The sequence below is a fragment of the Streptomyces sp. CB01373 genome (genome assembly GCF_002803075.1).
In the GTDB taxonomy this organism is placed as follows: domain Bacteria; phylum Actinomycetota; class Actinomycetes; order Streptomycetales; family Streptomycetaceae; genus Streptomyces.
Window position 1 is genome coordinate 61,711 of record NZ_NNBK01000016.1, and the last position, 25,739, is coordinate 87,449.

Annotated in this window: 24 protein-coding genes, 1 tRNA gene and 1 riboswitch; of the genes, 11 read left to right on the forward strand and 14 right to left on the reverse strand. The window is 71.4% G+C overall.

What is annotated here, in order from left to right:
- Nucleotides 1–250 precede the first annotated feature (250 nt).
- The 4 genes from CG719_RS25435 to CG719_RS25450 are packed head-to-tail and all read left to right on the forward strand — an operon-like array spanning nt 251 to nt 2,401.
- A complete protein-coding gene (locus CG719_RS25435; protein WP_100571012.1) occupies nt 251–643 on the forward strand; it encodes a hypothetical protein in 393 nt (130 codons plus the stop codon).
- Nucleotides 640–1,488: a hypothetical protein gene (locus tag CG719_RS25440; protein WP_100571013.1), complete on the forward strand. Its 849-nt coding sequence runs from the start codon at nt 640–642 to the stop codon at nt 1,486–1,488. The genes CG719_RS25435 and CG719_RS25440 overlap by 4 nt, the downstream gene beginning before the upstream one ends.
- 13 nt (nt 1,489–1,501) lie before the next feature.
- Nucleotides 1,502–2,005: a roadblock/LC7 domain-containing protein gene (locus CG719_RS25445; RefSeq protein ID WP_100571014.1), complete on the forward strand. Its 504-nt coding sequence runs from the start codon at nt 1,502–1,504 to the stop codon at nt 2,003–2,005.
- A 21-nt stretch (nt 2,006–2,026) separates the two neighbouring features.
- Nucleotides 2,027–2,401 carry a hypothetical protein gene (locus CG719_RS25450; RefSeq protein ID WP_100571015.1) on the forward strand — a complete coding sequence of 125 codons (375 nt, stop codon included), beginning with the start codon at nt 2,027–2,029 and terminating at the stop codon, nt 2,399–2,401.
- A gap of 36 nt (nt 2,402–2,437) precedes the next feature.
- Here CG719_RS25450 and CG719_RS25455 read toward each other — a convergent pair whose 3' ends face one another.
- Both CG719_RS25455 and CG719_RS25460 read right to left on the reverse strand, forming a co-directional pair.
- On the reverse strand, nt 2,438–3,040 hold the full coding sequence (locus tag CG719_RS25455) for a hypothetical protein (RefSeq protein ID WP_100571016.1): 603 nt from the start codon (nt 3,038–3,040) through the stop codon (nt 2,438–2,440).
- A 116-nt stretch (nt 3,041–3,156) separates the two neighbouring features.
- The gene (locus tag CG719_RS25460) at nt 3,157–3,999 is read right to left on the reverse strand and encodes a MurR/RpiR family transcriptional regulator (RefSeq protein ID WP_100571017.1); all 843 of its coding nucleotides are present in this window, start codon (nt 3,997–3,999) and stop codon (nt 3,157–3,159) included.
- Nucleotides 4,000–4,294: 295 nt separating this feature from the next.
- Here CG719_RS25460 and CG719_RS25465 point away from each other — a divergent pair, with 295 nt between their 5' ends.
- Nucleotides 4,295–4,732, forward strand: coding sequence for a hypothetical protein (locus CG719_RS25465; RefSeq protein WP_199836777.1), 438 nt, complete (start codon nt 4,295–4,297; stop codon nt 4,730–4,732).
- Between the two features lie 443 nt (nt 4,733–5,175).
- On the opposite strand, the gene CG719_RS25470 is transcribed toward CG719_RS25465, so the two are convergent.
- Nucleotides 5,176–6,567, reverse strand: a complete 1,392-nt coding sequence (locus CG719_RS25470) for a cystathionine beta-synthase (RefSeq protein WP_100571019.1) — start codon at nt 6,565–6,567, stop codon at nt 5,176–5,178.
- A gap of 159 nt (nt 6,568–6,726) precedes the next feature.
- Here CG719_RS25470 and CG719_RS25475 point away from each other — a divergent pair, with 159 nt between their 5' ends.
- The 3 genes from CG719_RS25475 to CG719_RS25485 all read left to right on the forward strand — a co-directional run bounded on the left by CG719_RS25475 (nt 6,727) and on the right by CG719_RS25485 (nt 10,354).
- A complete protein-coding gene (locus CG719_RS25475; protein ID WP_100571133.1) occupies nt 6,727–7,806 on the forward strand; it encodes an SGNH/GDSL hydrolase family protein in 1,080 nt (359 codons plus the stop codon).
- Nucleotides 7,807–8,001: 195 nt separating this feature from the next.
- Nucleotides 8,002–9,222, forward strand: a complete 1,221-nt coding sequence (locus CG719_RS25480) for an acetyl-CoA C-acetyltransferase (protein ID WP_100571020.1) — start codon at nt 8,002–8,004, stop codon at nt 9,220–9,222.
- Nucleotides 9,223–9,532: 310 nt separating this feature from the next.
- Complete coding sequence (locus tag CG719_RS25485; protein ID WP_100571021.1) at nt 9,533–10,354, forward strand: hypothetical protein; 822 nt, start codon at nt 9,533–9,535, stop codon at nt 10,352–10,354.
- A 31-nt stretch (nt 10,355–10,385) separates the two neighbouring features.
- On the opposite strand, the gene CG719_RS25490 is transcribed toward CG719_RS25485, so the two are convergent.
- Nucleotides 10,386–10,697 (reverse strand): hypothetical protein, encoded by a 312-nt coding sequence (locus CG719_RS25490; RefSeq protein ID WP_199836778.1) that lies wholly within the window; start codon nt 10,695–10,697, stop codon nt 10,386–10,388.
- 98 nt (nt 10,698–10,795) lie between these two features.
- Between CG719_RS25490 and CG719_RS25495 the strand changes: the two genes are divergently transcribed.
- On the forward strand, nt 10,796–11,023 hold the full coding sequence (locus tag CG719_RS25495; protein ID WP_100571135.1) for a DUF4287 domain-containing protein: 228 nt from the start codon (nt 10,796–10,798) through the stop codon (nt 11,021–11,023).
- Between the two features lie 148 nt (nt 11,024–11,171).
- Here the strand turns inward: CG719_RS25495 and CG719_RS25500 are convergent, their stop codons facing one another.
- The 3 genes from CG719_RS25500 to CG719_RS25510 form a co-directional block, all read right to left on the reverse strand.
- Nucleotides 11,172–12,080, reverse strand: coding sequence for a Bax inhibitor-1/YccA family protein (locus CG719_RS25500; protein WP_100571022.1), 909 nt, complete (start codon nt 12,078–12,080; stop codon nt 11,172–11,174).
- A 205-nt stretch (nt 12,081–12,285) separates the two neighbouring features.
- Entirely contained in the window at nt 12,286–13,461 is a 1,176-nt protein-coding gene (locus CG719_RS25505; protein ID WP_100571023.1) for a 4-hydroxybenzoate 3-monooxygenase, read from the reverse strand.
- A 268-nt stretch (nt 13,462–13,729) separates the two neighbouring features.
- A tRNA-Leu gene (locus CG719_RS25510) sits at nt 13,730–13,816 on the reverse strand.
- Nucleotides 13,817–14,230: 414 nt separating this feature from the next.
- On the opposite strand from CG719_RS25510, the gene CG719_RS25520 reads away from it, so the two are divergent.
- Together CG719_RS25520 and CG719_RS25525 are read left to right on the forward strand one after the other, a co-directional pair.
- Entirely contained in the window at nt 14,231–15,001 is a 771-nt protein-coding gene (locus tag CG719_RS25520; RefSeq protein ID WP_100571024.1) for an ABC transporter ATP-binding protein, read from the forward strand.
- Nucleotides 15,002–15,054: 53 nt separating this feature from the next.
- Entirely contained in the window at nt 15,055–17,586 is a 2,532-nt protein-coding gene (locus tag CG719_RS25525) for an ABC transporter permease (protein ID WP_100571025.1), read from the forward strand.
- An 86-nt stretch (nt 17,587–17,672) separates the two neighbouring features.
- Here CG719_RS25525 and CG719_RS25530 read toward each other — a convergent pair whose 3' ends face one another.
- The 7 genes from CG719_RS25530 to CG719_RS25560 form a co-directional block, all read right to left on the reverse strand.
- Nucleotides 17,673–18,983, reverse strand: coding sequence for an SAM-dependent methyltransferase (locus CG719_RS25530; RefSeq protein ID WP_100571136.1), 1,311 nt, complete (start codon nt 18,981–18,983; stop codon nt 17,673–17,675).
- 254 nt (nt 18,984–19,237) lie between these two features.
- Nucleotides 19,238–20,623: an NAD(P)/FAD-dependent oxidoreductase gene (locus CG719_RS25535; RefSeq protein WP_100571026.1), complete on the reverse strand. Its 1,386-nt coding sequence runs from the start codon at nt 20,621–20,623 to the stop codon at nt 19,238–19,240.
- Nucleotides 20,624–21,064: 441 nt separating this feature from the next.
- Nucleotides 21,065–22,006, reverse strand: a complete 942-nt coding sequence (locus CG719_RS25540) for a Ppx/GppA phosphatase family protein (protein ID WP_100571027.1) — start codon at nt 22,004–22,006, stop codon at nt 21,065–21,067.
- Nucleotides 22,003–22,608, reverse strand: a complete 606-nt coding sequence (locus CG719_RS25545; RefSeq protein WP_100571028.1) for a DUF501 domain-containing protein — start codon at nt 22,606–22,608, stop codon at nt 22,003–22,005. The genes CG719_RS25540 and CG719_RS25545 overlap by 4 nt, the downstream gene beginning before the upstream one ends.
- A 25-nt stretch (nt 22,609–22,633) precedes the next feature.
- Nucleotides 22,634–23,110, reverse strand: a complete 477-nt coding sequence (locus CG719_RS25550) for an FtsB family cell division protein (RefSeq protein ID WP_100571029.1) — start codon at nt 23,108–23,110, stop codon at nt 22,634–22,636.
- Between the two features lie 144 nt (nt 23,111–23,254).
- The gene (eno, locus tag CG719_RS25555; protein WP_100571030.1) at nt 23,255–24,547 is read right to left on the reverse strand and encodes a phosphopyruvate hydratase; all 1,293 of its coding nucleotides are present in this window, start codon (nt 24,545–24,547) and stop codon (nt 23,255–23,257) included.
- A gap of 251 nt (nt 24,548–24,798) precedes the next feature.
- Complete coding sequence (locus CG719_RS25560) at nt 24,799–25,500, reverse strand: LysM peptidoglycan-binding domain-containing protein (protein ID WP_100571031.1); 702 nt, start codon at nt 25,498–25,500, stop codon at nt 24,799–24,801.
- A gap of 4 nt (nt 25,501–25,504) precedes the next feature.
- A riboswitch (cyclic di-AMP (ydaO/yuaA leader) is annotated at nt 25,505–25,672 on the reverse strand.
- Nucleotides 25,673–25,739: the final 67 nt, after the last annotated feature.

Below are 25,739 nucleotides of genomic sequence, written 5' to 3' on the forward strand. Positions count from 1 at the left end.
CGTCCTGGACTGTGAGGCGAGGCGCGTCCAGGACCCCGAGCGCGTGTGCGTCCACGGCGCCGTGGCACGTCAAAGGCCTTGAGACGCACCGCGGATACGGCGCGACCCGCCCGAAATCCGGTTCAGTCGACCCACATTAGCCGCTCGGTCGCATGTTCCACCGGAAAATGCCCGTAACCCTCACCACCGGCGTGCACCGTGCGTAGCCTCGGCATCACTCAGCCGAACCCCCGGTGGGAGAGGAACAACGGTGCCCGGAATCGACGAGTGCCTACTGGAAGCCATGCGGCTGCCCGGTGCCAGAGGCGCCGCGCTGGTCGACTGGACGAGCGGGCTTGCCCTGGGCACCGTCGGGGAGCCCCCGGGCGGCGACCACGAGACCACCGCGGCGGAGGCCGCCGAACTGGCCCGGCTGGCCGCCGAGCACGGCGCCTTCGCCGCCGCCGAGGACCCCGACGGCGAGCGTCCCCCGGTGGAGGACCTGATCGTCAGCAACCGCGACAGCTACCACCTGCTGCGGTTCGTGGACACGTCCTTCGACAGCAGCGTGTTCCTGCACCTGTGGCTGACCCGCGCCGAAGGCAACCTCGCCCTGGCCCGCATACGCCTGGGCGAGATGGCCGAGCGGCTGGTGCTGGGATGACCGTGGTCGACATCCCGTCCCCGCCCCAGCTGCCGGTGCGCAACAAGCCGGCCGACGAGGACCGGGCCTGGGGCGGCCTCTCGCCGATGCTGACCCGGCTCGCCGCCGAGCAGGCGACCGGCGTCCTGGTCCGCGAGCACGGCACGCTCTACCTCGACGAGGGCCGGGTGACGCACGCCGAGAGCCCTCTCAGCCCCGGCCTCGACCTGCTGCTCACCGCCCACGGCACGCTGACGGCCGAGGCGTGGCGGGACGCGCTGACCCGGGCCGACGACCGGCACGGCGCCGCGCACCTGCTGCTGGCCGGCGGCCATCTGACCGAGGGTGCGCTGGAGCTGTGCCATCTGGGCGCGCTCCACGACGCCGCCTACTTCGCGCTCGCCCCGAGCAGCACCCCGGGCCGGTTCCGCTACGGCATCGCCCACCCGCTCGGCCCCGTCCTGCCGGTCCCGTTGGCCGCCCTGGAGCGCGAGATCCTGCGCCGCCGCGAGCTGCTGCACCGCGTCTGGCCCGACGCCGGGCCGGACAGCGCCCCGCTGGTGCGGACGCCCACCACCGCGGCACCGGGACTGACGCCCCGCCAGCAGACGCTCCTGGAGCGGATCGACGGCACCCGCACGGCCACGGATCTGGCCAGGGAACTGGGCCGGCAGGCCTTCCACACCCTGGTGGACGTACGGCGTCTGGCGGCCGCCGGGCTCGTCGCGCCGGCCGTCGCACCGAAGGAGGCGCCCGTACCGGACGGCGCCGGACAGACCCCCACGCTCGCCGACCGGCTGGCGTACACCACCGACCCCCACATCACGCTGCTGAAGAGGCTCAGGGATGCGCTGGAGGCCCTTTGAGAGGAGACACCGGATGGCAGCAGCCGAGCCCGAGATCCTGGACGAGCTGCGTCGGCTCAGAGCCCGGGTACCCCAGCTCACCGGCGCCCTCGCCGCCAGTGTCGACGGCCTTGTACTGGCCCACGACACCCCCGGCGTGGAGCCGGAGAGCTTGGCCGCGCTCACCGCTACCTCGCTCGGCGTCGCCGTGCGCATGGCGGACGTGACCGGCCAGGGCGATCTGCGCGAACTGCTCGTGCGGGGCGTCCACGGCTATGTCGCGACCTACGCGGCAGGCCGCACCGCGGTGCTGACCCTGCTCGCGGAGGACCGCGTCAACGTCGGCCGTCTGCACCTGGAGGGCCGCCGGGCGGGCGCACGCATCGGGGAACTGGTCGACGCCGAGGCGGCCAAGGCTCCCGACAGGACACCCGAGAAGACGGTGAAACCGGCCACCAGGACCGGCACCGCACGAACCAGGACCACCCGCGCGCTGCGCACCACCGCCACCAACGCGCACACCACCACCGAAAGCTGACAGAACAAGGAGACCCCGGCCATGGCCAATACCGAGACCTGTCTGAAGGAAGCGCTCGCCTCCATCGAGGGAGCGACAGCCGTCGCGCTCGTCGACTACACCAGCGGCATGGCGCTGGGCACGATGGGCGGCAGCAAGAGCTTCGACCTGAACGTCGCCGCCGCGGGCAACACCGACGTCGTACGGGCCAAGATGCGCACGATGGAACACCTCGGCCTCAAGGCGCAGATCGAGGACATCCTGATCACGCTGAGCGACCAGTACCACCTGATCCGTCTGATCAGTGGGCGCGGCGGGAACGGACTGTTCCTCTACCTCGTCCTCGACGCCAAGCGGGCCAACCTGGCGATGGCCCGCCACCAGCTGAGGAGAATCGAGGAGGAGCTGGAGGTCTGACCCCTGCCCGCCGGGGTCGGACCCGCAGGATCTGCCCTAGCCGAGCGCCGCGGTGCGGCGGCGTGCTCCGCCCGGGGCCGCGTCGCCCGCCGCGAGGCCGGTACCGCGGTAGCCCCGCACCGTCCGGCCCGCGGGGCGCCCGCCCCGCTTGCCCAGCCAGTCGACGCGCACCCACAGCAGCGTGTCCTCGGCCCGCTCCAGCCGCCCGAGCCAGCCGGCCTTGAGCCACAGGCCCACCCCGGCGCCGGCCAGCAGCAGGCCGCCGGCCGCGGGCAGGACGAAGGAGCCGGCCAGCGCCGCCAGGAAGGCCGGAGCGAGCCACCAGCGGTGCCCCCGGCGCCAGACGCGCACGCTCACCGCCCGGTCCTGGAGCACGTCGTGGCGTCCGGCCCGGGAGGCGCCCCTGGCCAGGGCCCTGTAGCGCCGGCGCCGGGCGCAGGCCACGACGGCCGCCGTCACCAGGAACAGCGCGGCCCCCGCCAGGACACCGATCCGGCGCCCGGTCAGCCCCGGCACCAGTACGCCGATCCCCGCCGCGAACACCCCGAGCCACCACAGCGGCGCGGCTCCGGCCCGCACCACGACGGCCACCCGGGCCAGGCCCTGACCTCCCCGACCTGTGCGACCAGCCCGCGCCATGCCCTGCCTCCTCGTCGTCCCGGCACCCTCGTTCGGGCGGGCAGGCTAGCGACCGTTGGTGAGACGAGTCTGAGAGCACCTCCGAAAGCACCCGGGGCCCCGGGCGTCACGAGGTGTCACTCCACGAAGAGCCCCCGCGCCGCGGCCTTCCCGTCGAACTCCTCCAGGCGGGCCTGCGCGTCGGGCAGGTCGTCGCACATCGCCTCCAGGAGCACCCGGCCGAGCAGCATCGGCGCACAGGCGGTGTCGAAGGCGAGGCCGGTGCCCACGGCGGCGGGCAGCAGCAGGTCGGTGTGCTTGGCGACCGGCGCGAAGGCCGAGTCCGCGACCGTGACGACGGTCAGCCCCGCCTCCTTGGCGTGGGCGAGGGTGTCCACCACCTCCCGCGGGTGGCGTGGCAGCGCGAAGCACAGCAGCGCCGAGGCGCCCGCCCGTACGGCGCCGTCGATGCGGTCCTCAATCATCGTGCCGCCCTCGTCGAGCAGCCGTACGTCCGGGTGGACCTTGGCGGCGAAGTACGCGAAGCCGTAGGCCTGGGCGGCGGCGGCCCGTAGGCCGAGGACCGGCAGCGGGCGTGAGGCGGCGAGCACCTGTCCCGCCCTGCGCACCGGCCGGGGATCGGCCAGCGCCTCCGCCAGGTGCCTGAGGTTCTCGATCTCGGCCTCGACCGCCTGCTGGTACTCGTTGTACGAGGCCGGCTGCGCCACCGGTTCGGCGGGCGCGACCTCGCGCAGGTGCCGGCGCAGCGCCGGGTAGCCGTCGAAGCCCAGGGCGACCGCGAAGCGGGTCACCGACGGCTGGCTGACCCCGGCGAGTTCGGCCAGCTCGACGCTGGACAGGAAGGGCACGTCGGCGGCCCTGCGCACCATGCTGTGCGCGATGCGCCGCTGGGTCGGTGTGAGCCGGTGCCCCTCGAAGAGCGCCTGCAGCCGTGCGGCAGGGCTGTCGGTCACGCTCATGACGTGCTCCCCCTCCAGATGTCGTCGACGCCCCGGGAGGGTATCTCCCCGACCAGTTTCTATTCAGACACCAAGAACTCTGCATGAGGCCATACAGCCAGGGCAAGAGAATGGCCAAGTATGATTAAACCCGGCCATAAATGCTCAGAACGTGACATTCCGTGCGCTTAGTGTGAGCGGGCCCCGTCGGTGTCGCCGGCCGCAGCCCCGGCGACGCCGACGGCGGCCCGCCCCCGTCCCGACCGGGGGGCTATCCCCAGTGCGGTGGGCGGCCCGGCTCCCTAGCCTGGTCCGCATGAGCGGAATGGACGGGCGGGACACGGACCTGAAGAAGGACCTCGACGCCTCCCTGCAGGCCCGCAGGGAGCTGGGCGAGGAGTACGAGTCGGCGCTGGTCGACTCGTTTCTGGAGAAGGTCGACCAGCGCATCGACGGGGCCGTCGAGCGCCGGATGCGCCGGCAGTTCGCCGAGCAGCAGATGACGGCGGCGCGGGGCTCCCGCGCGCCGAAGGCCACCGACTCCTGGGGCGAGCGCTTCGGCTTCGGCATCGTCTCGCTGGTGCTGGCGGTGCCGCTGTCCGCGATCGGCGGGGCGGTCGCGGACCTGCCCGGCCTCATCGTCGCCTGGGTCGGGATCGTGGGCGTCAACGCCGTCCAGGCCGCCCGCACCACCCCGGGCCTGTTCACCGCCCGCCGCCGCGACCGCGCGGAGGACGACACCTGGAAGGACTGATCGGCCGCGCGGGGGACGAGACCCGCGGCCGTTCGGCTCCCGCGACCCTGCCGTCCATGGATGAGCGCGCGAGGCCGAAGCGTATGCGCGGGGACCGCCGCACCCCCGCGGAACGGGGGGCGGGACGACGGCGGTCCCCGCGGGGGACGCGAGCCGGGTCAGGACCGGGACTTCGCGTCCGTGGCGTCCATGGAGGTCCGGGAGCCGCTCCGGAGGTCCGCGACGCCGCACGGCGCCGGCCGGGGCAGACGGCCTCCCCCGGGCGCCCCGCGCCCGGGAGGCGGTCCCCGCCCCTTCCGACGCCCACCAATGTGCCGGACGCGTGTTAAGCGGGTGCTGCGTGCACGTGACACGCACGTACCGTTTCCGCGACTGCGTCTCAGCCGCGGGTCACCGCGTGTTCCCCGCCGGCGTGCCGGCACATCGGCCGCGGCGCCGGTGCGTCAGTGCTTTCCGCCCTTGGCCAGGAAGGAGAGCAGGTCCTGACGGCTGACGACGCCGGTCGGCTTGCCCTCCACCAGCACGATCGCCGCGTCCGCCGAGCCCAGCACGGACATCAGGTCGGCGACCGGCTCGCCGGAACCGACCTGCGGCAGCGGGGCCGACATGTGCTTCTCCAGCGGGTCCTCCAGCGCGGCCCGCTTGGTGAACAGCGCGTCCAGCAGCTCCCGCTCGACCACCGAGCCGACCACCTCGGCCGCCATGACGTCCGGGTGACCGGCGCCCGGCTTCACGATCGGCATCTGCGAGACGCCGTACTCGCGCAGCACCTCGATGGCCTCGCCGACGGTCTCGTCCGGGTGCATGTGGACCAGGGACGGGATGGAGCCGCCCTCCTTGTCGCTGAGCACGTCGGCGACGCGGGCGCTCGGGCCCTCGTCCTCCAGGAAGCCGTAGTCGGCCATCCACTCGTCGTTGAAGATCTTCGACAGGTACCCGCGCCCGCTGTCCGGCAGCAGGACCACCACGACGTCGTCCGGGCCGAGCCGCTCGGCCACCCGCAGCGCCCCGACGACGGCCATGCCGCAGGAGCCGCCGACCAGCAGGCCCTCCTCCTTGGCGAGGCGGCGGGTCATCTGGAAGGAGTCCTTGTCGGAGACGGCGACGATCTCGTCGGCCACGCCCTGGTCGTAGGCGGTCGGCCAGAAGTCCTCACCGACGCCCTCGACGAGGTAGGGCCGCCCGGAGCCGCCGGAGTACACCGAGCCCTCCGGGTCGGCGCCGATGACCTTGACCTTGCCGCCGCTGGCGTCCTTCAGATAGCGCCCGGTGCCGGAGATGGTGCCGCCGGTGCCGACGCCGGCCACGAAGTGCGTGATCCTGCCCTCGGTCTGCTCCCACAACTCGGGACCGGTGGAGTGGTAGTGCGACAGGGGGTTGTTCGGGTTCGAGTACTGGTCGGGCTTCCAGGCTCCGGGAGTCTCACGGACCAGCCGGTCGGAGACGTTGTAGTAGGAGTCCGGGTGCTCCGGCGCGACGGCCGTCGGGCACACGACCACTTCGGCGCCGTACGCGCGCAGCACGTTGATCTTGTCCGTGGAGACCTTGTCAGGGCACACGAAGATGCACTTGTAGCCCTTCTGCTGGGCCACGATGGCCAGTCCCACGCCGGTGTTCCCACTGGTCGGCTCGACGATCGTGCCGCCGGGCTTGAGCTCCCCGCTCTGCTCGGCCGCCTCGATCATGCGCAGGGCGATGCGGTCCTTCACGGAGCCGCCGGGGTTGAAGTACTCGACCTTCGCCAGGACGGTCGCCTTGATCCCCTTGGTGACGTTGTTGAGCCGAACCAGCGGGGTGTTGCCGACGAGGCTGATCATCGAGTCGTGGAATTGCACCGTTGTCTCCGGTTGCTGCAAAAGATGTGGTCGTGGTGTGCCGCCAGCCTAAGGCCAGGGGGACAGCCCGGGGGTGGGCGTTCACTCCCCGTCGAGATTGGACAACGGTCCGTACGGGGCAAGGAGTGGATGTACGGCTACGAGGAGGTGTCGGCTGGCATGACGAACATGTCGAGGGCGAGAGTGGCCCGGCGGATCGCGGCCGGCGCCGCGTACGGCGGCGGCGGACTCGGCCTGGTCGGTGCCGCGGCCGTCGGCCTGCTGCTGGCCGAGGTGCAGATGGCCAAGCGTCACGTGGGCAACGGCACGGACAACCACGTGCCGGTCGCGGACGGCCTGTACGGCCGCGCCTACGACACTCCCGGCGAGCCGCCGCTGAGCCTGGTCATGCTCGGCGACTCCACGGCCGCGGGGCAGGGGGTGCACCGGGCCGGGCAGACGCCGGGCGCGCTGCTGGCGTCCGGTCTGGCGGCGGTGGCGGAACACCCGGTGCGGATGCGCAACGTGGCGCTGCCCGGTGCCCGGTCGGACGACCTGGACCGCCAGGTGGCGCTGGTGCTCGGCGATCCGGAGCGGATGCCGGACATCTGCGTGATCATGGTCGGCGCGAACGACGTGACCCACCGGATGCCGCCGACGCGCTCGGTGCGCCATCTGTCGGCGGCGGTGCGGCGGCTGCGCACGGCGGGCGCGGAGGTCGTCGTGGGCACCTGCCCGGACTTCGGCACGATCGAGCCGGTGCAGCAGCCGCTGCGGTGGCTGGCCCGGCGGGCCTCGCGCCAGTTGGCGGCGGCGCAGACGATCGGGGCGGTGGAGCAGGGGGGCCGGACCGTGTCGCTGGGCGACCTGCTGGGTCCGGAGTTCGCGGCGAACCCGCGGGAGCTGTTCGGTCCGGACAACTACCACCCCTCGGCGGAGGGGTACGCGACGGCGGCGATGGCGGTGCTGCCGACGGTGTGCGCGGCGCTGGGCCTGTGGCCGGCCGAGGAGGAGCGTCCGGACGTCTTCCGCAGCGAGGGCTTCCTGCCGGTGGCCCGCGCGGCGGCCGAGGCCGCGTCGCAGGCGGGCACGGAGGTCACGGCGGCCCTGCCGACCGGCCCGCGCGGGCCCTGGGCCCTGCTCAAGCGGCGCCGGCGGCGCCGGGTCCCCGAGCCCGACCCGGCCTCTTCCGGGCCGTCCGAGGAGCCCCTCGCTCCGACGGGCTGGGACGAGTCCGGGGGCGGCCTCCGGGCGGTCTGAGACCGGCCCCGGCCGAACAGGGAAAGCAAGCGCTTAGAAAATTGCGGTCAGGGTCACACCCCGGCAGGAGTGACCCTGACCGTACGTACGGGTAACTTCCAAGCAGCCGCCCGCAATCGACCACACGGCCGCCCGGTCGCCCCGACCATCGCCCTCCACGAGCGCGGCGCGCCGCCCTACCGACATGGAGTCGTGATGCCCGAAGCCGTCATCGTCTCGACTGCCCGCTCCCCCATCGGCCGCGCTTTCAAGGGCTCCCTCAAGGACCTGCGCCCCGACGACCTCACCGCCACGATCATCCAGGCGGCGCTCGCGAAGATCCCCGAGCTGGATCCCCGGGACATCGACGACCTGATGCTCGGCTGCGGCCTGCCCGGCGGTGAGCAGGGCAACAACCTCGGCCGGATCGTCGCCGTGCAGATGGGCATGGACCACCTGCCCGGCTGCACCATCACCCGCTACTGCTCCTCCTCGCTCCAGACCTCCCGGATGGCCCTGCACGCGATCAGGGCCGGCGAGGGCGACGTGTTCGTCTCGGCCGGCGTCGAGATGGTCTCCCGGTTCACCAAGGGCAACTCCGACAGCCTGCCGGACACGCACAACCCGGTCTTCGCCGAGGCGGAGGCCCGCACCGCGGCCAGGGCCGAGCAGGGCGGCTCGTCCTGGCACGACCCGCGTGAGGACGGCCTGGCCCCGGACGCCTACATCGCGATGGGCCAGACCGCGGAGAACCTGGCCCGCCTCAAGGGCGTCACCCGCCAGGAGATGGACGAGTTCGGCGTGCGCTCGCAGAACCTCGCCGAGGAGGCCCTCAAGAACGGCTTCTGGGAGCGGGAGATCACCCCGGTGACGCTGCCCGACGGCACGGTGATCAGCAAGGACGACGGCCCGCGCCCCGGCGTGACCATGGAGGGCGTGGCCGGCCTCAAGCCCGTCTTCCGCCCGGACGGCCTGGTCACCGCCGGCAACTGCTGCCCGCTCAACGACGGTGCCGCCGCGGTCGTCATCATGTCCGACACCAAGGCCCGCGAGCTGGGCCTCACCCCGCTCGCGCGGATCGTCTCCACCGGTGTCTCAGCCCTGTCCCCGGAGATCATGGGACTCGGTCCGGTCGAGGCCTCCCGGCAGGCCCTGAAGCGCGCCGGGCTGACCGTGGGCGACATCGACCTGGTCGAGATCAACGAGGCCTTCGCCGCCCAGGTGATCCCGTCCTACCGCGACCTCGGCGTCGACCTGGACCGGCTGAACGTCAACGGCGGCGCGATCGCCGTGGGCCACCCCTTCGGCATGACCGGCGCGCGCATCACCGGAACACTCGTCAACTCCCTCCAGTTCCACGACAAGCAGTTCGGGCTGGAGACGATGTGCGTCGGCGGCGGTCAGGGCATGGCGATGGTGGTCGAACGCCTCAGCTGATCCACCGCGCCACCAGGGCCACATGAGAGACCGTCAGTGGCCGCTTTACCACCGGCAGTGACCGAACGGCCCGGAATCCAAGAAACGCCTTGGTTCCGGGCCGTTTTGTGATCCAATCTCATTCAGGATGTGACCTATCTCCCTTGGCAGGGAGGTTTACGCAGGTCAGCGCTTCACCCCGGAGGGCTCTGGGGCCGTATCAGGCCATAATTCTGTCCGTTTCGTGACATTACGCACTGACACTTGGATAGTCCACCCTTCAAGCTGATGTAGGAAGTCGGGGGTCGACCTTGAACCCGGGAGTACGTCAGTGAGCGCCATGCCCATCGCCTTGCTGCTCACCACGGCCGCCACCGGCGCCGTGGGCGTCGCTGTACTGCGCACGTTGTGGGTGCTGCGCCGCCAGGTCGCGGCTCTGCACACGCAGCTCGCACAGAACCACGCGGCCACCGCGCGCGCACTGCTGCCCGCCGCCCGCGGTCACGCGGACACGGAGCAGATACGTGCCGCCGTGGTGGAGGCGCTCGCCGAGGAGCGGGAGCGGGAGCTGGCCGAGGCGCGAGCGTTCTGGGCCGCGCAGGAGGCCAGGGACGCCGCCGACGCGCCCTCCCTGCTGGGACTGCCCGACAGCGAGCTGTTCCTGCCCCGGCAGGCCGATCTGACCGCCCTCGAACACCTGGAGCCGGTGACCGAGCCCGGCCCGGAGGCCGACGAGCTCTCCGGCAAGGACTGCGCCCAGGGCGGCGCCTCCGGGGAGTCCTCCGAACTGGCCGCGGCCCGCCGCCGGCACCCCTCGCACCCGGACTTCACCCCGCACCCCTCGCCCATCGGGGGCGACCACGAGCAGACGCTCGCCACGCTGGAGGACCTGGCCGAGTCCGGCGTGGAACTCGCCGACGTCCGCCCGGGCCCGCTGGGCACCCTCGACGTCTACGTCTTCGCCGACGGTACGACCCTGTGCATGACCCCCGGGCACCGCGAGACCGCGGAACGCCTGGCGGACGCCCTGCGCGCGGGCGAGACCCCGGTGCTGCTCGGCGGCTCCGGCGTCTCGGGCGCCTACACGCTCACCTTCACCTGCGGCACGGAGCAGGTCTACATCCTGGCCGACCGGGTCATCGCGTCGCTGTAACGAGCACGTCGGCCCCGAGCCTGTCCTTCTCTCAGACCCCGGCGCGTTTCAGTGCCTCCTGGACCAGGCTGACGGCCTCCTCGACCTCGGCGTCGCTCTTCAGTACGAGCGCCAGGTCGTGTCCGGCGACCGTGACCTGGTCCGCGGCGGCGAACATCCCCGCGTCCGGCATCTCTCGCGGCTCGCACCCGGGGCATTCGGCGAGCTGGGCCCGCCGGGCGAACTCCCTGGCCAGCGCCAGCGCCTCCGCCGCGCCGGCCCGTTGGAGCCGGCTCTGCGGCGCCGCCCTGAGGCGGTCGGCGAAGTGATCCACTGCCTTGGTCAGAGATGTCGTGTCAACCACGCCGCGAGAGTACGCGCCGCGGCACGACTGTTGCCAATACGCGAACCCTCAGGCACGGTGACGTGAAGGACCGGCTTCGAATGCGTCCGGAGGCGCCGATGTCCCAAGTCTTCTCCGAAGAGACCCATCGCAATCTGCTCGCCCGCATCCCCCACTGCACCGGTCGTGCCATCTCCGACTGGCTGCGCACCGTCGAAGAAGGCCCCGCGCTCCGCTTCGAGGAGAAGGTCAGCTGGCTCCGCCACGAGCACGACCTCGCGTACGGCCACGCCAAGGCGCTCATCCACGAGTACGACCTGAGAAGGGCCGCGCGCAAGCTGCTCTAGGCATGCGGCGCGGCGACCGGCGCCGAACGGGGGACACGGCGCCGAACGACGAAGGGCCCCGGGAAGACCCGGGGCCCTTGTCCTTGCTCTTGCCGGCTCTGGTCGACTCTCGTCGACGCCCGCCGTCCTTGCCTTTGTCCGGCGCGGACTAGTCGCTCTGGTTGAGGATCGCGATGAGGCGCAGGAACTCCATGTAGATCCACACCAGGGTCAGCGTGAGGCCGAAGGCCGCGAGCCACGCTTCCTCGCGCGGCGCGCCGTAGGCGATGCCGTCCTCGACCTGCTTGAAGTCCAGGGCCAGGAAGCAGGCGCCGAGGATGATGCCGATGACGCCGAAGAGGATGCCGAGCGGGCCGCTGCGGAAGCCGAGGCCGTCGCCGCCGCCGAACACCGCGAACAGCATGTTGACCATCATCAGCAGCACGAAGCCGAGCGCCGCCGCCATCACGAAGCCGTAGAACCGGCGCGTGACGCGGATCCAGCCCGCCTTGTACGCCAGCAGGACGCCGACGAAGACGGCCATCGTGCCGATCACGGCCTGCATGGCCGCGCCGCTGGCGACATGGGTGTCGACGACGTTGGAGACGACGCCGAGGAACACACCCTCGACCGCGGCGTAGGACAGGATCAGCGCGGGCGAGGCCTTGCGCTTGAAGGACTGCACCAGGGCCAGGACCATGCCGATCACCATGGCGCCGATGCCGATCCCGTAGGAACGGTTGATGTTGGCGCTGTCGACCGGCAGCAGCGCCCAGGCGAGCGCGGCCGTCAGGACCAGCGTGCCGAGCGTGGACGCGGTGCGCAGGACGACGTCGTCCATCGTCATCCGGCCGGTGGTGGCCGGGGCCTGCGGCGGCGCGCCCTGAAGGTCCTGTTGAGCGTAAGGGTTCTGCGCGTAGGGGTTGCCGCTCGGCTGGGCGTACGGGTTGCCCTGCGCGTACGGATTGCCCTGCGTGCCGACAGCGGGACCCCCGGCCTGCGGCGCGGCGTTGAAGCCCGCGTAGCCGTTGTCGCGGCTGAACCCCCGTCGCGAGAAGACCGGGTTTCTGCTCCTCATCTCACTCCTCCATGGCCGCGCGGCGCGGCCTTGGCCTCAAGGGTAATGGAAAGGCAAAGGACTGACCCCAGTACCTCGGAAGGATCTTTCCCTCGCCATGCTGCCGAACACGCTACGTTGCCGACTGATTCCCGGCCAGGAGGGGCCCCGATCCTGACCGACCCGGAACACGTCCGGAACCGGGCGGAGACCACCCGACTGTCCGTCAGCCGATCGGGAACCCGGTGTAGCCCTCGGCGAGGTCGGTCTCGGCGGCCCGGCAGGAGCTGATCCGGTCCAGACGGGCCCGTTGCAGGCGTTGCTCGAAGGCGGTGGCGTCCGGGTCGCGGTGCAGCATCGTCGTCATGTCGTAGCTGAAGCGCTCCGCCTGCCAGACGCGCCGCAGGCAGGTCGCCGAGTAGGCGTCGAGGAGTGCGGCGGACCCCGTCTCCCTCTCGTGGACGAGCGCCCGCGCGAAGGTGACGACGTCGCCGACGGCGAGGTTCAGCCCCTTGGCCCCGGTCGGCGGCACGATGTGGGCGGAGTCGCCCGCCAGGAACAGGCGGCCGTGCCGCATGGGCTCGTGGACGTAGGAGCGCATCGGGGTCACCGACTTCTGGGTGATCGGGCCGCGGCGCAGGGTCCAGTCGTCGTCGGTCTCCAGCCGCCGTTCGAGCTCGTCCCAGATCTCCTCGTCGCTCCACGCCTCGGCGTCGGTGTCCGCGGGCACCTGGAGGTAGAGGCGGGAGACGGACGGCGAGCGCATGGAGAGCAGGGCGAAACCGCGGTCCTGGCGGGCGTAGACCAGCTCGTCGTGCGAAGGGGCGACGTCGGCGAGGATGCCGAGCCAGCCGAAGGGGTACGTCCGCTCGAACACCTGGGAGAGCGAGGCCGGGACGGCCTTGCGGGCCACGCCCCAGAAGCCGTCGCAGCCGACGACGTAGTCGCACTGGAGGACGTCCTCGCGCCCCTGGTGGCGGAACCGGACGGCGGGGCGGTCGCTCTCCGCCCCCTCCACGGCCAGCGCCTCCGCCTCGAACAGCAGCGGGCCGCCCTCGTCGAGCTGGAGGGCGATGAGGTCCTTGCAGACCTCGGTCTGGGCGTAGACCATCACCGACCGTCCACCGGTGAGCGCGGGGAAGTCGACGCGGTGCCGGCGCCGGTCGAAGCGCAGCTCGATCCCGTCGTGCCGCAGCCCCTCGCGGTCCATCCGCTCCCCCGCCCCGGCCGCGCGCAGCACGTCGACGGTGCCCTGCTCCAGGATTCCGGCCCGCTGCCGGTGCTCGACGTAGGCGCGGTCGCGGCTCTCCAGGACGACCGAGTCGATCCCGGCGTTGTGGAGCAGCCGGGCGAGGAGCAGGCCGGCCGGTCCGGCTCCGATGATGCCGACGGTGGTGCGCATCGGTCGTTCCCTTCGGGTGGGCGTCGCCGCACGAGTGCGTTCGTCTGGTGAAATTTCTTTCACTGTGATGCGCCCTGAGTTTCCGTCGGGACCCGTCCGATGTCAATGGTTGTCCGCGTCGATGGGGATTCGCGTCGATGCGCGCCGGCGCCGAAGCGCGGCGGCGCGGGCGAGTGAGGGGGCGTGGGCCGCGGATGCGGGGAGACCTGCTCGACCCGCTCTCCTGCCACAGACCCCGGCACGCGGGTGAGACCGTGTGCGACGTGGGTGGTGCCCGGAGCCGGACTTGAACCGGCACGCCCGCGAAGGGGCAGCGAGGTTTAAGCTCGCCGTGTCTGCTTTCCACCATCCGGGCAGGCCATGGGCTCCGCGCTGCGGCTCCGACCCTATCGGGGCCCCGTCCCCGAACGGCGGCCGGGTGGACTCATGTTGTCTGATTTTATTGGCAACTGAGGGAGCATCAGCACTCGGGGGTGGCCATCGGCACTTGCCAACAGCCTTGCGGGCGAGCGCCGGGCGCGCACAGGGAATGACGGAATTTCACCGTCCGAACCGGGGCGCTCCCCCCGTTCTTCGCAGCCGAGCGGAAAAACGCAGCTCATCCCCGGGTATCAGGGACGGCCCTCATCCCCAGGTATGACGCGCCCGTCCTCCCTCCGACCCCAGGCGGCCCCCGGAACGGGAGCAGCGGCTGACTGCACGGGCCCGATCGGCCGCGACGATGGTCTACGTCCCGCGAACGTCGTCGTCCCGTCAGGAGCATCCACCCGTGACCACCTCTTCCATCGCCGGCCGGACCACCGCCGTGGCCGCGCGTGCCACGGATCTGTCGAAGATCTACGGACAGGGCGAGACCCAGGTGGTCGCCCTCGACCGGGTCTCCGTCGACTTCCGCCAGGCCGAGTTCACCGCGATCATGGGCCCCTCCGGGTCCGGCAAGTCCACGCTGATGCACTGCGTCGCGGGCCTGGACACGTTCTCCTCCGGCTCGGTGCGCATCGGCGACACCGAGCTCGGCTCACTGAAGGACAAGCAGCTCACCCGGTTGCGCCGGGACAAGATCGGCTTCATCTTCCAGGCGTTCAACCTGCTGCCGACGCTCACGGCCCTGGAGAACATCACGCTTCCGATGGACATCGCCGGCCGCAAGCCGGACCAGGAGTGGCTCGACTCCGTGATCCGGATGATCGGGCTCGCCGACCGGCTCGGCCACCGGCCCTCCCAGCTGTCCGGCGGTCAGCAGCAGCGCGTCGCCGTCGCCCGGGCGCTGGCGGCCAAGCCGGAGATCATCTTCGGTGACGAGCCCACCGGAAACCTCGACTCGCGCTCCGGCGCCGAGGTGCTCGGCTTCCTGCGCAACTCCGTGCGCGACCTGGGCCAGACGGTGGTGATGGTGACCCACGACCCGGTGGCCGCGGCGTACGCGGACCGGGTGGTGTTCCTCGCGGACGGGCGGATCGTGGACGAGGTGTACGACCCCACGGCGGATTCGGTCCTCGACCGTATGAAGCAGTTCGACGGCAAGGGCCGCACCAGCTGACCTCCCGCCTTCCTCCCACCACCCCCTCGTACACCCTGGACTGAGACGAACCCATGTTCCGCACAGCCTTGCGCAACGTACTCGCGCACAAGGCCCGGCTCCTCATGACTGTGCTCGCCGTGATGCTCGGCGTCGCCTTCGTGTCGGGGACCCTGGTCTTCACCAACACCATCTCGGACGCGTTCCAGAAGAGTTCCGCCAAGGGCTTCGACCATGTCGACGTGGCCGTGCGGTCCAAGTTCCAGCAGAGCAAGGGCGACCAGGTCGGCAAGCGGCCCGAGCTGACCCAGGCGCTGCTGGACGAGAGCGCCCGCGTCCCCGGCGCCGGCTCCGTCATCGGCGTCGTGCACGGCTTCACCGCGATCGCCGACAAGGACGGCAAGCTGATCGGCGGCGGCTTCCAGTCCCAGGGCGGCAACTACTGGGGCACGAAGGACCCCCGTTACCCGCTCAAGTCGGGCGCCGCCCCGCACGGCGAGAACCAGGTCCTCATCGACTCCGAGACCGCCCGGCGTGCCGGGTACAAGGTCGGCGACACCGTCCGCGTCTCCGTCGACGGCCCCGTCCTGAAGCCCACCGTCAGCGGCATCTTCACCACCGACGACGGCAACGTCGCGGCCGGCGGCAGCCTCGCCCTGTTCGACACGGCGACCGCCCAGAAGCTGTTCGGCAAGCCGGGCACGTACGACGAGATCGACGTGCAGGCGAAGGCGGGCACCAGCCAGGCGGCGCTGAAGACGCAGCTCGACCGGGTGCTGCCGAAGGGGAAGACCGAGACGACCACCGCCGCCAAGCTCGCCGACGACCAGGCGCGGATGATCTCGGACTCGATGAGCGGACTGCGTCAGGGCCTGCTGGTCTTCGCCGGCATCGCGCTGTTCGTCGGCACGTTCATCATCGCCAACACCTTCACCATGCTGGTCGCCCAGCGCACCAAGGAACTGGCGCTGCTGCGCGCGGTCGGCGCCTCCCGCCGCCAGGTCACCCGGTCCGTGCTGATCGAGGCGTTCCTGGTGGGCACGGTGGCCGCCGTGACCGGTCTGGTCGCGGGCATCGGCATCGGCGCCGGACTGAAGTCCCTGCTGGGCTCGATGGGCGCCACCGTGCCCGACGGGCCGCTGGTCGTCACGCCCGGCACGGTCGTCGCCGCCCTCGCGGTCGGTGTCCTCGTGACCATGCTGGCCGCGTGGCTGCCCGGCCGCCGGGCTGCCAAGATCCCGCCGGTGGCGGCGATGAGCAGCCTGCACGCCCAGGCGACCGCCAAGTCGCTGGTGCTGCGCAACACCATCGGCGCCCTGTTCTCGGCCGCCGGTGTCGCCACGGTCCTGGCGGCCACGACGATGGACGACATCCAGTCCGCCCAGGCGCCCATGGGCATCGGCGCGGTGCTGCTGATCATCGGCGTGTTCATCCTGACCCCGCTGCTGTCCCGTCCGCTGATCGCCGCCACGGCCCCCGTCCTGCGCGCCTTCGGCGTCTCCGGCAAGCTGGCCCGGCAGAACTCGGTACGCAACCCGCGCCGTACGGCCGCCACCGCGTCCGCGCTGATGATCGGCCTGACCCTCATCACCGGTATGACCGTGATGGCGGGCAGCCTCCAGCACGCGATCGACAAGATGGCCTCGTCCGCGATCCGCGCCGACTACGTGGTGTCGATGGCGAACGGCAACTTCCTCTCCCCGGACGTCGACAGCAAGCTGCGCGCCACCGAGGGCGTGACGGCCACCAGCCCGCTGCGCAACGCGCCCTCCCGCATCGACGGGCAGACCGAGTTCCTCACCGGGGTGAACGGCAAGGCGATCCGCGAGCTGACCGATCTCCGGGTCGACGACGGCTCCTTCACGGTCGGCGGCACGAAGGTCGTCGTCGACGACAAGACCGCCAAGTCGCACGACTGGAAGGCCGGTTCGGTCTTCACCGCCTCCTTCGAGGACGGCAAGAAGCAGCGCCTGACCGTCGCCGGGGTCTACGAGGGCAACGAGATGATCCGCGGGATCATGCTGGACAACGCCACCCTCACGCCGCACGAGTCCCGCCCGAACGACATGCAGGTCATGGTCAAGACCTCCGACGGGGCGTCCGACGCGACCAAGGACCGGCTGGTGGAGGCCCTCGGCTCCAACCCGGCGATCAAGATCCAGGACAAGAAGGACATCTCCAACGGCATCGCGCAGATCTTCACCCTGATGCTGAACCTGCTCTACGGCCTGCTCGCCATGGCGGTGATCGTCGCGGTCCTCGGAGTCATCAACACCCTGGCGATGTCGGTGTTCGAGCGCTCCCAGGAGATCGGCATGCTCCGCGCCATCGGCCTGGACCGCAAGGGCATCAAGCGGATGGTCCGTCTGGAGTCCCTGGTGATCTCCCTGTTCGGCGGTGTCCTCGGCATCGGGCTCGGCGTCTTCTTCGGCTGGGCGGCCGGTGAGCTGCTGGGCTCCAGCCTGTCGACGTACGAGCTGATCCTGCCCTGGTCGCGGCTGGTCGTCTTCCTGCTGCTCGCGGCGGCGGTCGGCGTGCTGGCGGCCCTGTGGCCGGCCCGGCGCGCGGCCCGCCTGAACATGCTCCAGGCCATCAAGTCGGAGTAGCGGTCGCCTGTGCGACCTCGGCGCCAAAGGGGGGCCGTTCCATGACGGAACGGGCCCCCGTGGCGTATGGAGCCGGGCGGCGTGCGCTAGGCGGGCGGGGCGCCCCAGGTGCGGGCCCGCAGCGGCATCCCCGAGTCGCCGGACGCGGGGGTCCGCACGGCCAGCACCTGGTTGACCCCGATGCGGTTGCGTTCGAAGGCGAGCGCGGAGGCCGCCATGTACAGGAGCCAGACACGGGCGCGTCCGGGGCTGGTGAGCCGCACCGCCCGGTCCCAGTCCGCCTCCAGGTTGGCCACCCAGCGGCGCAGGGTGAGCGCGTAGTGCTCGCGGATCGACTCCACGTCGCGGACCTCGAAGCCGGCCCGCTCCAACTGGGTCACGGTGGAGCCGACGGGGGCGAGTTCGCCGTCCGGGAAGACGTAGGCGTCGATGAACTCGTCCACGTGGTACTCGGATTCGTCCCGCTGCGGCCGGCGGCCGATCTGGTGGTTGAGCAGCCGCCCGCCGGGCTTCAGCAGGGCGTGCAGATCACGCGCGTACCGCAGGTAGGGAGCGGCGCCGACGTGTTCGGCCATGCCGATGGAGGAGATCGCGTCGTAGGGGCCGTCGTCCACGTCCCGGTAGTCCTGGACGCGGATCTCCACCCGGTCCGTGAGCCCCTCGTCGGCGACGCGCTTGCGGGCGTACGCCGCCTGCTCCTGGGACAGGGTGACGCCGACGACGCCCACGCCGTGCTCGCGGGCCGCGTGGACGGCCATGGATCCCCAGCCGCAGCCGACGTCGAGGAGGCGCCGACCGGGCCTCAGGTCCAGCTTGCGCGAGATCAGTTCGAGCTTGTCGTGCTGGGCCTGTTCGAGGGTGGCGAGGGGTTCGCGGGCCGGCCAGTAGGCGCAGGAGTACACCATGGAGGGGCCGAGGACGAGCCCGTAGAAGTCGTTGCCGACGTCGTAGTGGTGGCTGATGGCGCGCTTGTCGCTGTGCCTGGTGTGCAGCCGGCCGCGGCGCCTGCGGACCTCCTCGCGCGGCGGGGCGGGCGGCAGCGGCGGGCCGCCCAGCTTCACCAGGCCGCGGACGGCGGCGCGGGCCTGCGGGTCGCGCAGCGTCCCGGCGAGACCGGGGGCGTCCTCGCCACGCTCCCAGATCAGGCCCGAGAGCAGTTCCAGCGCGGTGTAGAGGTCGCCCTCGACGGTCAGGTCGCCGGCCACCCAGGCGCGGGCCAGGCCCAGTTCGCCCGGCTTGAACAGCAGCCGCCGCAGGGCCCGGCGGTTGCGTACGACGAGCATCGGTGCGTCCGGCGGCCCCGCCTCGGAACCGTCCCAGGCGCGGACGCGCACGGGAAGCGGGGTCCCCACCAGTTGTTCGAGGAGTCGTGTGAGCCGCAGCGCGGCATCGGGCATGGTGCACACCTCCATGACGACGAACGCCGGAATGTCATCCACCACGTAAACACCGGGACGCACCGGGCGCAGTCCCGCAACGGAGTTACGACTGGGCAAACACCACCGTTCCACCGCAACGGCTCCGTGTCACGACGGGCGGAACGCCGAAGGACCTCCCGCACCACGGATGGCGGGAGGTCCTTCGGTTCGTGCGTCGGACCGGGAGGCCGTACGGCCCGGAGGTCAGAGACCCGGAAGCCGGGAGGCCTGGGTCAGGAGGCCTTGGCCTTCTCCTCGGTCTTCCCCGCGGCGGCGGGCACCGGCGCGGGCTTGGCGGCCTCGTAGAACTCCTCGCGGGGGTTCTCCATGGCGCCGAGGGAGACGACCTCGCGCTTGAGGAACATGCCGAGGGTCCAGTCGGCGAAGATGCGGATCTTCCGGTTCCAGGTCGGCATGGCCATGCCGTGGTAGCCGCGGTGCATGTACCAGGCGAGGCGTCCCTTGAGCTTGATCTTCATCTTGCCCATGACGATCATCGCGACGCCCTTGTGCAGGCCGAGACCCGCGACCGCGCCCTTGTTGGCGTGCTCGTAGTCCCCCTGCGGGAAGCCCCGCATCTGGGAGATCACGTTGTCGCCGAGGACCTTGGCCTGGCGCAGCGCGTGCTGGGCGTTCGGCGGGCACCAGGCGTTCTCGTTGCCCGCCCGGCGGCCGACGAGGTCGGGCACCTGCGCGTTGTCACCGGCGGCCCAGATGTAGTCCGTGCCCTGCACCTGGAGGGTGGGCGCGCAGTCGACGTGGCCGCGCGGGCCGAGCGGCAGACCGAAGCGGGACAGCACCGGGTTGGGCTTGACGCCCGCGGTCCACACGATGGTGCTGGAGTCGACCTCGAGGCCGTTCTTGAGCACCACGTGGCCGTCGACGCAGGACTCCATGGAGGTGGAGAGGTAGACCTCCACACCGCGGCCCTCGAGGTGCTCCCTGCCGTACTGGCCGAGCTTGGGGCCGACCTCGGGGAGGATCTTGTCGGCGGCGTCGACGAGGATGAAGCGCATGTCCTCGCGGGACACGTTGTTGTAGTACTTGGCCGCGTCCCGGGCCATGTCCTCGACCTCACCGATGGTCTCGGCGCCGGCGAAGCCACCGCCGATGAAGACGAAGGTGAGCGCCTTGCGGCGGATCTCCTCGTCGGTGGTGGAGTCGGCCTTGTCGAGCTGCTCCAGGACGTGGTTGCGCAGTCCGATGGACTCCTCGATGCCCTTCATGCCGATGCCCTGCTCGGCGAGGCCGGGGATCGGGAAGGTGCGGGACACCGCGCCCATCGCGATGACCAGGTAGTCGAAGGGCAGCTCGTACGCCTCGCCGACCAGCGGGGCGACCGTGGCGACCTTGCGGTCCTGGTCGATGGTGGTGACCCGGCCGGTGAGGACCTCCGCCTTGGGCAGCACGCGTCGCAGCGGGACGACGACGTGCCGGGGCGAGATGCTGCCGGCTGCGGCTTCGGGGAGGAAGGGCTGGTAGGTCATGTACGAACGGGGGTCGACGACCGTGACGGTCGCCTCTCCGTAGCGCATCTTCTTGAGGATGCGCCGAGCTGCGTACAGGCCTACGTACCCACCGCCTACTACGAGGATCCTGGGACGCTCCGTGGTGCTCATGGCATCGAGTATCCACCTGCTCCAGGGGGGTCGCTCGTGCGCCCCTTCACAAGGTTCGACAGCCCCTGTGGTAAACTCCGCGCCCCCGTTCGGCGAGCTCTGATGGCCACAGGCGGCCGCCGTCCGGTTCGGACCGTTGTCAAGACCGCGTGAGCTGCTCATCTGACCGAAGTCGGTCCCCCGCCGAGGGGCCGCGCGGCCCTTCCGGAACCACTTCCCGGCGCTCACCCGAGCACCGCTTTCCGCCTGCTGAGACCCCGAAAAGGCCCCCGGAGGCCCTTTCGGCCCTTGACACGGGCGAATTCCTTGTGAAGAACTTCACGAAGTTTTACTGGCGGAACGTCACCGGGGGGCGCCGAACGGGCCCCCGGGTGCGCTCACACGGTATCCGAACTGCTCAACCGCAGGCTACTGGCCAGTAGAACCAGGGGGAGGACGAGCCTACGCCACGGACCACGCGATGCCGTCGAGGATGTCGTGCTCGCTCACGACGACCTCCTTCGCGCCGATCCGCTCCATGACGGCCAGCAGGACCAGCGCGCCCGCGCCGATGACGTCGACACGGCCCGGGTGCATGGAGGGGGTCGCCGCGCGCTCGGCGTGCGTGGAGCGCAGCAGGCGGTCGCTGATCTCGCGGACGCGCTCGCGGGAGACACGCGAGTGGTGGATGGCCGCCGAGTCGTATCCGGGCAGCTCCTGGGAGATCGCCGACACCGTCGTCACCGAGCCGGCCAGGCCCACCAGGGTGCGCGCCTCGCGCAGCGGGACCGTCTTCTCCGCGAGGTCGAGCGCGGCCTCGATGTCGGCGCGTACGGCGGCGATCTGCTTCTCCGTCGGCGGGTCGGTGACCACCCCGTCCCGCACCAGGTGACGCTCCGTCATGCGGACGCAGCCCACGTCCACCGAGCGCGCCGCGCGGACGTGGTCGTCGCCCACGACGAACTCCGTCGAGCCGCCGCCGATGTCGACCACCAGGAAGGGCCGGGCGAGGTCCGTACGGCCCGTCAGCTCCTTCGTCGCGCCGGTGAAGGAGAACTCCGCCTCCTGGTCACCGGAGATCACCTCGGGCTCGACGCCGAGGATGTCCATCACCCCGCGCACGAACTCGTCCCGGTTCTCGGCGTCCCGGGAGGCGGAGGTGGCCACGAAGCGCAGCCGTTCGGCGCCGTGCTCCTTGACGGCCCGGGCGTACTCCCGGCAGGCCGCGAAGGTCCGCTCCAGCGCCTCGGGGGCGAGCCGGCCGGTGCGGTCGACGCCCTGGCCGAGCCGCACGATGGTCATGCGCCGGTCCAGCTCGCGCAGTTCGCCCGTCGCCGGGTCGGCGTCCGCGACCAGCAGACGGATGGAGTTCGTACCGCAGTCGACGGCGGCGACCCGGGTCATGCGCCGTCCTCCCCGGTCTCCAGGGGACCGGCGGCGGACCGGCCGCCTTCGGAGGTCCCGGTCTGACGCCCCTCGCCGGACGGCGGCTGCGCGGGCGTCACACACGGGCCCTTGCGCCACCACTCGGGCAGCATCGCGATCGCCTCGTCGCCGAGCGGGTTCACACCGGGCCCCGCGGCGAGCGAGTGGGCGACCAGGACGTGCAGGCACTTCACCCGGTCCGGCATGCCGCCCGCGCTGGGGAAGCCCGTCAGCTTCTCGATCTCGTCCCGGCGCCGGATGTAGTCCTCGTGCGCGGCCCGGTACGCGGCCGCCAGTTCCGGGTCGGTGGCCAGCCGCTCCGTCATCTCCTTCATCACGCCGTCGGCCTCCAGCGTGCCGATGGCCGAGGCGGCGCGCGGGCACGTCAGGTAGTACAGCGTGGGGAAGGGCGTGCCGTCGGGCAGCCGCGGTGCCGTCTCCACGACGTCGGGCTGCCCGCAGGGGCAGCGGTGCGCGATCGCGCGCAGCCCGCGCGGCGGCCGCCCGAGCTGCTGCTCGAAGGCCTCGATGTCCGCCTCGGTGGGCTCGGTGCGCTCAGTGGACGGCGGTGGGGTTTCCATGCCTTGCGTACATCTCTCTGTCAGTTCACTGGTCGGAGGCGTCGGACTTGTCGACTCCGTCCCAGACGTTGGCGTACCAGGGGCGGCGGGCCGTCCCCCGCTCGGCGCGGGACCGCTCGGCCGGGCCCGGTTCGACCACGGAGTAGCCGGTCTCCCCGGGCTTCACGTAGTGCAGCCGCCGCCGGATCTGCTGTTCGGCGTAGGCGTCGTCCTGCCAGCGTGCCTTGAGGTCGCGCAGTTGTTCCACCCGCTGCTGGGCCTGCCGCTTCTGGCGTTGCAGGTCGGCGATGTCGGCGCGCTGGGAGACGTACTGCCGCATCGGGTACGCGAGGGCGACCACCATCGAGCACAGCACCAGCGCGAGCAGCGCCGCGCGGCCGGTGAGGCGGGAGCGGCGGGCCTGGCGCCGGGTCTGCGAACGGTAGACGCGGGCCGCGGTCTGCTCACCGAGCAACCTGATCCTGGTCGTGGTGGAGAACCGGTCCCGGTCCTTGACGGCCATCGTCCCGCCTCCCGTTCGTGCCCGCGCACACACGTGCGTACGTCCCCGGACACGGTACGGGACCGGGTACGGGGACGTACGTGCGACGGGCGAAGCCGTACGCTGTGCGGCTCAGCCGCCGTGGCGGCCGGGCCCTTGTCGTGCCTACTGGGCGGAGCGGAACCGCGGGAAGGCCGAGCGGCCCGCGTACACCGCGGCGTCGTCGAGGATCTCCTCGATGCGCAGCAGCTGGTTGTACTTGGCGACGCGCTCGGAGCGGGCCGGGGCGCCGGTCTTGATCTGGCCGCAGTTGGTGGCGACGGCCAGGTCGGCGATCGTGACGTCCTCGGTCTCGCCGGAGCGGTGGGACATCATGCACTTGAAGCCGTTGCGCTGGGCCAGCTCGACGGCGTCCAGGGTCTCGGTGAGCGAACCGATCTGGTTCACCTTCACGAGCAGCGCGTTGGCGGCGCCCTCCTCGATGCCGCGGGCGAGACGCTCGGGGTTGGTGACGAACAGGTCGTCGCCGACGAGCTGGACCTTGTCGCCGAGCTTGTCGGTGATGACCTTCCAGCCGGCCCAGTCGTCCTCGAACAGCGGGTCCTCGATGGAGACGAGCGGGTAGGCGGCCACCAGCTCCTCGTAGTACTCGGTCATCTCCGCCGCGGAGCGGTCCTTGCCCTCGAAGAGGTACTTGCCGTCCTTGTAGAACTCGGAGGCGGCGACGTCGAGCGCGAGGGCGATCTGCTCGCCGGGCGCGTAGCCGGCCTCCTTGATCGCTTCGAGGATGAGGTCGAGGGCCTCGCGGTTGGAGCCGAGGTTCGGGGCGAAGCCGCCCTCGTCGCCCAGGCCGGTGGACAGGCCCTTGCTCTTCAGGACCTTCTTCAGGGTGTGATAGACCTCGGTGCCCCAGCGCAGGGCCTCGGAGAAGGACTCCGCGCCGATCGGGGCGATCATGAACTCCTGGATGTCCACGTTGGAGTCGGCGTGCGAGCCGCCGTTCAGGATGTTCATCATCGGCACCGGCAGCAGGTGCGCGTTCGGACCGCCCAGGTAGCGGAAGAGGGGGAGGTCCGAGGCCTCGGAGGCGGCGTGGGCGACGGCGAGGGAGACGCCGAGGATGGCGTTGGCGCCCAGCGAGCCCTTGTTGTCGGTGGCGTCCAGGTCGAACATGGCCTGGTCGATCAGGCGCTGCTCGGTGGCGTCGTAGCCGACGAGCTCCGGGCCGATCTGCTCGATCACGGCGAGGACGGCCTTCTCGACGCCCTTGCCCTGGTAGCGGTTGGGGTCGCCGTCACGGAGCTCGACGGCCTCGAAGGCGCCGGTGGAGGCGCCGGAGGGGACGGCGGCACGACCGGTGCTGCCGTCGTCGAGGCCGACCTCGACCTCGACCGTGGGGTTGCCTCGGGAGTCCAGGATTTCCCGGGCTACGACGACGTCGATGGACGGCACGAGCATCTCCTTCTGGGATGTGACGCTGAAAGTGCGGGGCGTGAGCCCTGCGACTAGAGCCTAACCGTCCCGGGGCGGCGACCGGCCGACCGACCGCCTCATGGACAGAGTGACAGTACCCTTTGTTCCTGTTCGGAACAAAGGGGAGGGGAATCTTCGGGAACGGGCCGGTGTGCGGGAGACGAAAAAAGCCCCGCCCCGGCGCGCAGGGGGGAACGCGCCGGGGCGGGGAGCCCGTGGAGGGCGGGGACGGGCCCTTACTTCAGGTGGAGCTGCTGGCCCGGGTAGATGAGGTCGGCGTTGTCGACGATGTCCTTGTTCAGCTCGAACAGCTTCTGCCAGCCGCCCTGGACGCCGTGGCGGGCGGCGATGGAGCTGAGGGTGTCGCCGGAGACCACCTTGTACTCGCCGTCGCCCTTCTCGACCTTCTTGCCGGTCGGCGTGGTGACGGTCCCGCTCGGGGCCGGACGCGTCGCGGAGCGGTTGGCGGCCTGCCGCTCGGTCGAGCGGGTGGTGGTGCTCTTGGCGGAGCTGCCGTTCGACGACGAAGACGACGACGAAGACGCGGGGGCGCTGCCCGTGTAGGCGGCGCCGGACAGGCCCTTGCCGCAGACCGGCCAGGCGCCCTTGCCCTGACCCGCGAGGACCTTCTCGGCGACGGCTATCTGCTGCGACTTGGAGGCCAGGTCGGCGCGCGACGCATAGGAGGTGCCGCCATACCCGGCCCAGGTGGAGTTGGTGAACTGCAGGCCGCCGTAGAAGCCGTTGCCGGTGTTGATGGACCAGTTGCCACCGGACTCGCACCGCGCGACCGCGTCCCACTGGGAGGCCGTGGCGGCGGAGGCGTCGCCGACCGCCATCAGCGGGGCGGCGACCGCGGCGCCGGCGACACCGGCGAGCGCGACGACACGGGTGGTCCTGGACGGACGGCGGTGCTTGCCCTTGCTGGAGAACAGCATGGATGGATCCCCTCACCGACGCCTGCGAGGTGAGCTGTCGGGTTCGGGCCGGTTGAGTTGCCCGGCCGTGCCTCGTACACGAGGCACGGCTCCACCCCTAGCCGCTCCGGTCAACTGCCCGGCGCGGCGCCTACCTTGGGTCCCCCGCTCCTGCCCACGGCGCTTGACGCGACGACTGTTCCCGTGCGGCCGCTGGCAGGATTCGGCGTTGCGGCAGCCGGGGCTCGCGGTGACGAGCG

Coding starts and splice junctions, on each gene's coding strand:
- CG719_RS25480 (WP_100571020.1), top strand. CDS start 8,002: ATGCCCGAAGCCGTCATCGTCTCGACTGCCCGCTCCCCCATCGGCCGC.
- CG719_RS25495 (WP_100571135.1), top strand. CDS start 10,796: ATGTCCCAAGTCTTCTCCGAAGAGACCCATCGCAATCTGCTCGCCCGC.
- CG719_RS25505 (WP_100571023.1), bottom strand. CDS start 13,461: ATGCGCACCACCGTCGGCATCATCGGAGCCGGACCGGCCGGCCTGCTC.
- CG719_RS25550 (WP_100571029.1), bottom strand. CDS start 23,110: ATGGCCGTCAAGGACCGGGACCGGTTCTCCACCACGACCAGGATCAGG.
- CG719_RS25455 (WP_100571016.1), bottom strand. CDS start 3,040: ATGGCGCGGGCTGGTCGCACAGGTCGGGGAGGTCAGGGCCTGGCCCGG.
- CG719_RS25465 (WP_199836777.1), top strand. CDS start 4,295: ATGAGCGGAATGGACGGGCGGGACACGGACCTGAAGAAGGACCTCGAC.
- CG719_RS25440 (WP_100571013.1), top strand. CDS start 640: ATGACCGTGGTCGACATCCCGTCCCCGCCCCAGCTGCCGGTGCGCAAC.
- CG719_RS25535 (WP_100571026.1), bottom strand. CDS start 20,623: ATGAGCACCACGGAGCGTCCCAGGATCCTCGTAGTAGGCGGTGGGTAC.
- CG719_RS25540 (WP_100571027.1), bottom strand. CDS start 22,006: ATGACCCGGGTCGCCGCCGTCGACTGCGGTACGAACTCCATCCGTCTG.
- eno (WP_100571030.1), bottom strand. CDS start 24,547: ATGCTCGTGCCGTCCATCGACGTCGTCGTAGCCCGGGAAATCCTGGAC.
- CG719_RS25500 (WP_100571022.1), bottom strand. CDS start 12,080: ATGAGGAGCAGAAACCCGGTCTTCTCGCGACGGGGGTTCAGCCGCGAC.
- CG719_RS25460 (WP_100571017.1), bottom strand. CDS start 3,999: ATGAGCGTGACCGACAGCCCTGCCGCACGGCTGCAGGCGCTCTTCGAG.
- CG719_RS25545 (WP_100571028.1), bottom strand. CDS start 22,608: ATGGAAACCCCACCGCCGTCCACTGAGCGCACCGAGCCCACCGAGGCG.
- CG719_RS25530 (WP_100571136.1), bottom strand. CDS start 18,983: ATGCCCGATGCCGCGCTGCGGCTCACACGACTCCTCGAACAACTGGTG.
- CG719_RS25445 (WP_100571014.1), top strand. CDS start 1,502: ATGGCAGCAGCCGAGCCCGAGATCCTGGACGAGCTGCGTCGGCTCAGA.
- CG719_RS25450 (WP_100571015.1), top strand. CDS start 2,027: ATGGCCAATACCGAGACCTGTCTGAAGGAAGCGCTCGCCTCCATCGAG.
- CG719_RS25525 (WP_100571025.1), top strand. CDS start 15,055: ATGTTCCGCACAGCCTTGCGCAACGTACTCGCGCACAAGGCCCGGCTC.
- CG719_RS25560 (WP_100571031.1), bottom strand. CDS start 25,500: ATGCTGTTCTCCAGCAAGGGCAAGCACCGCCGTCCGTCCAGGACCACC.
- CG719_RS25475 (WP_100571133.1), top strand. CDS start 6,727: ATGACGAACATGTCGAGGGCGAGAGTGGCCCGGCGGATCGCGGCCGGC.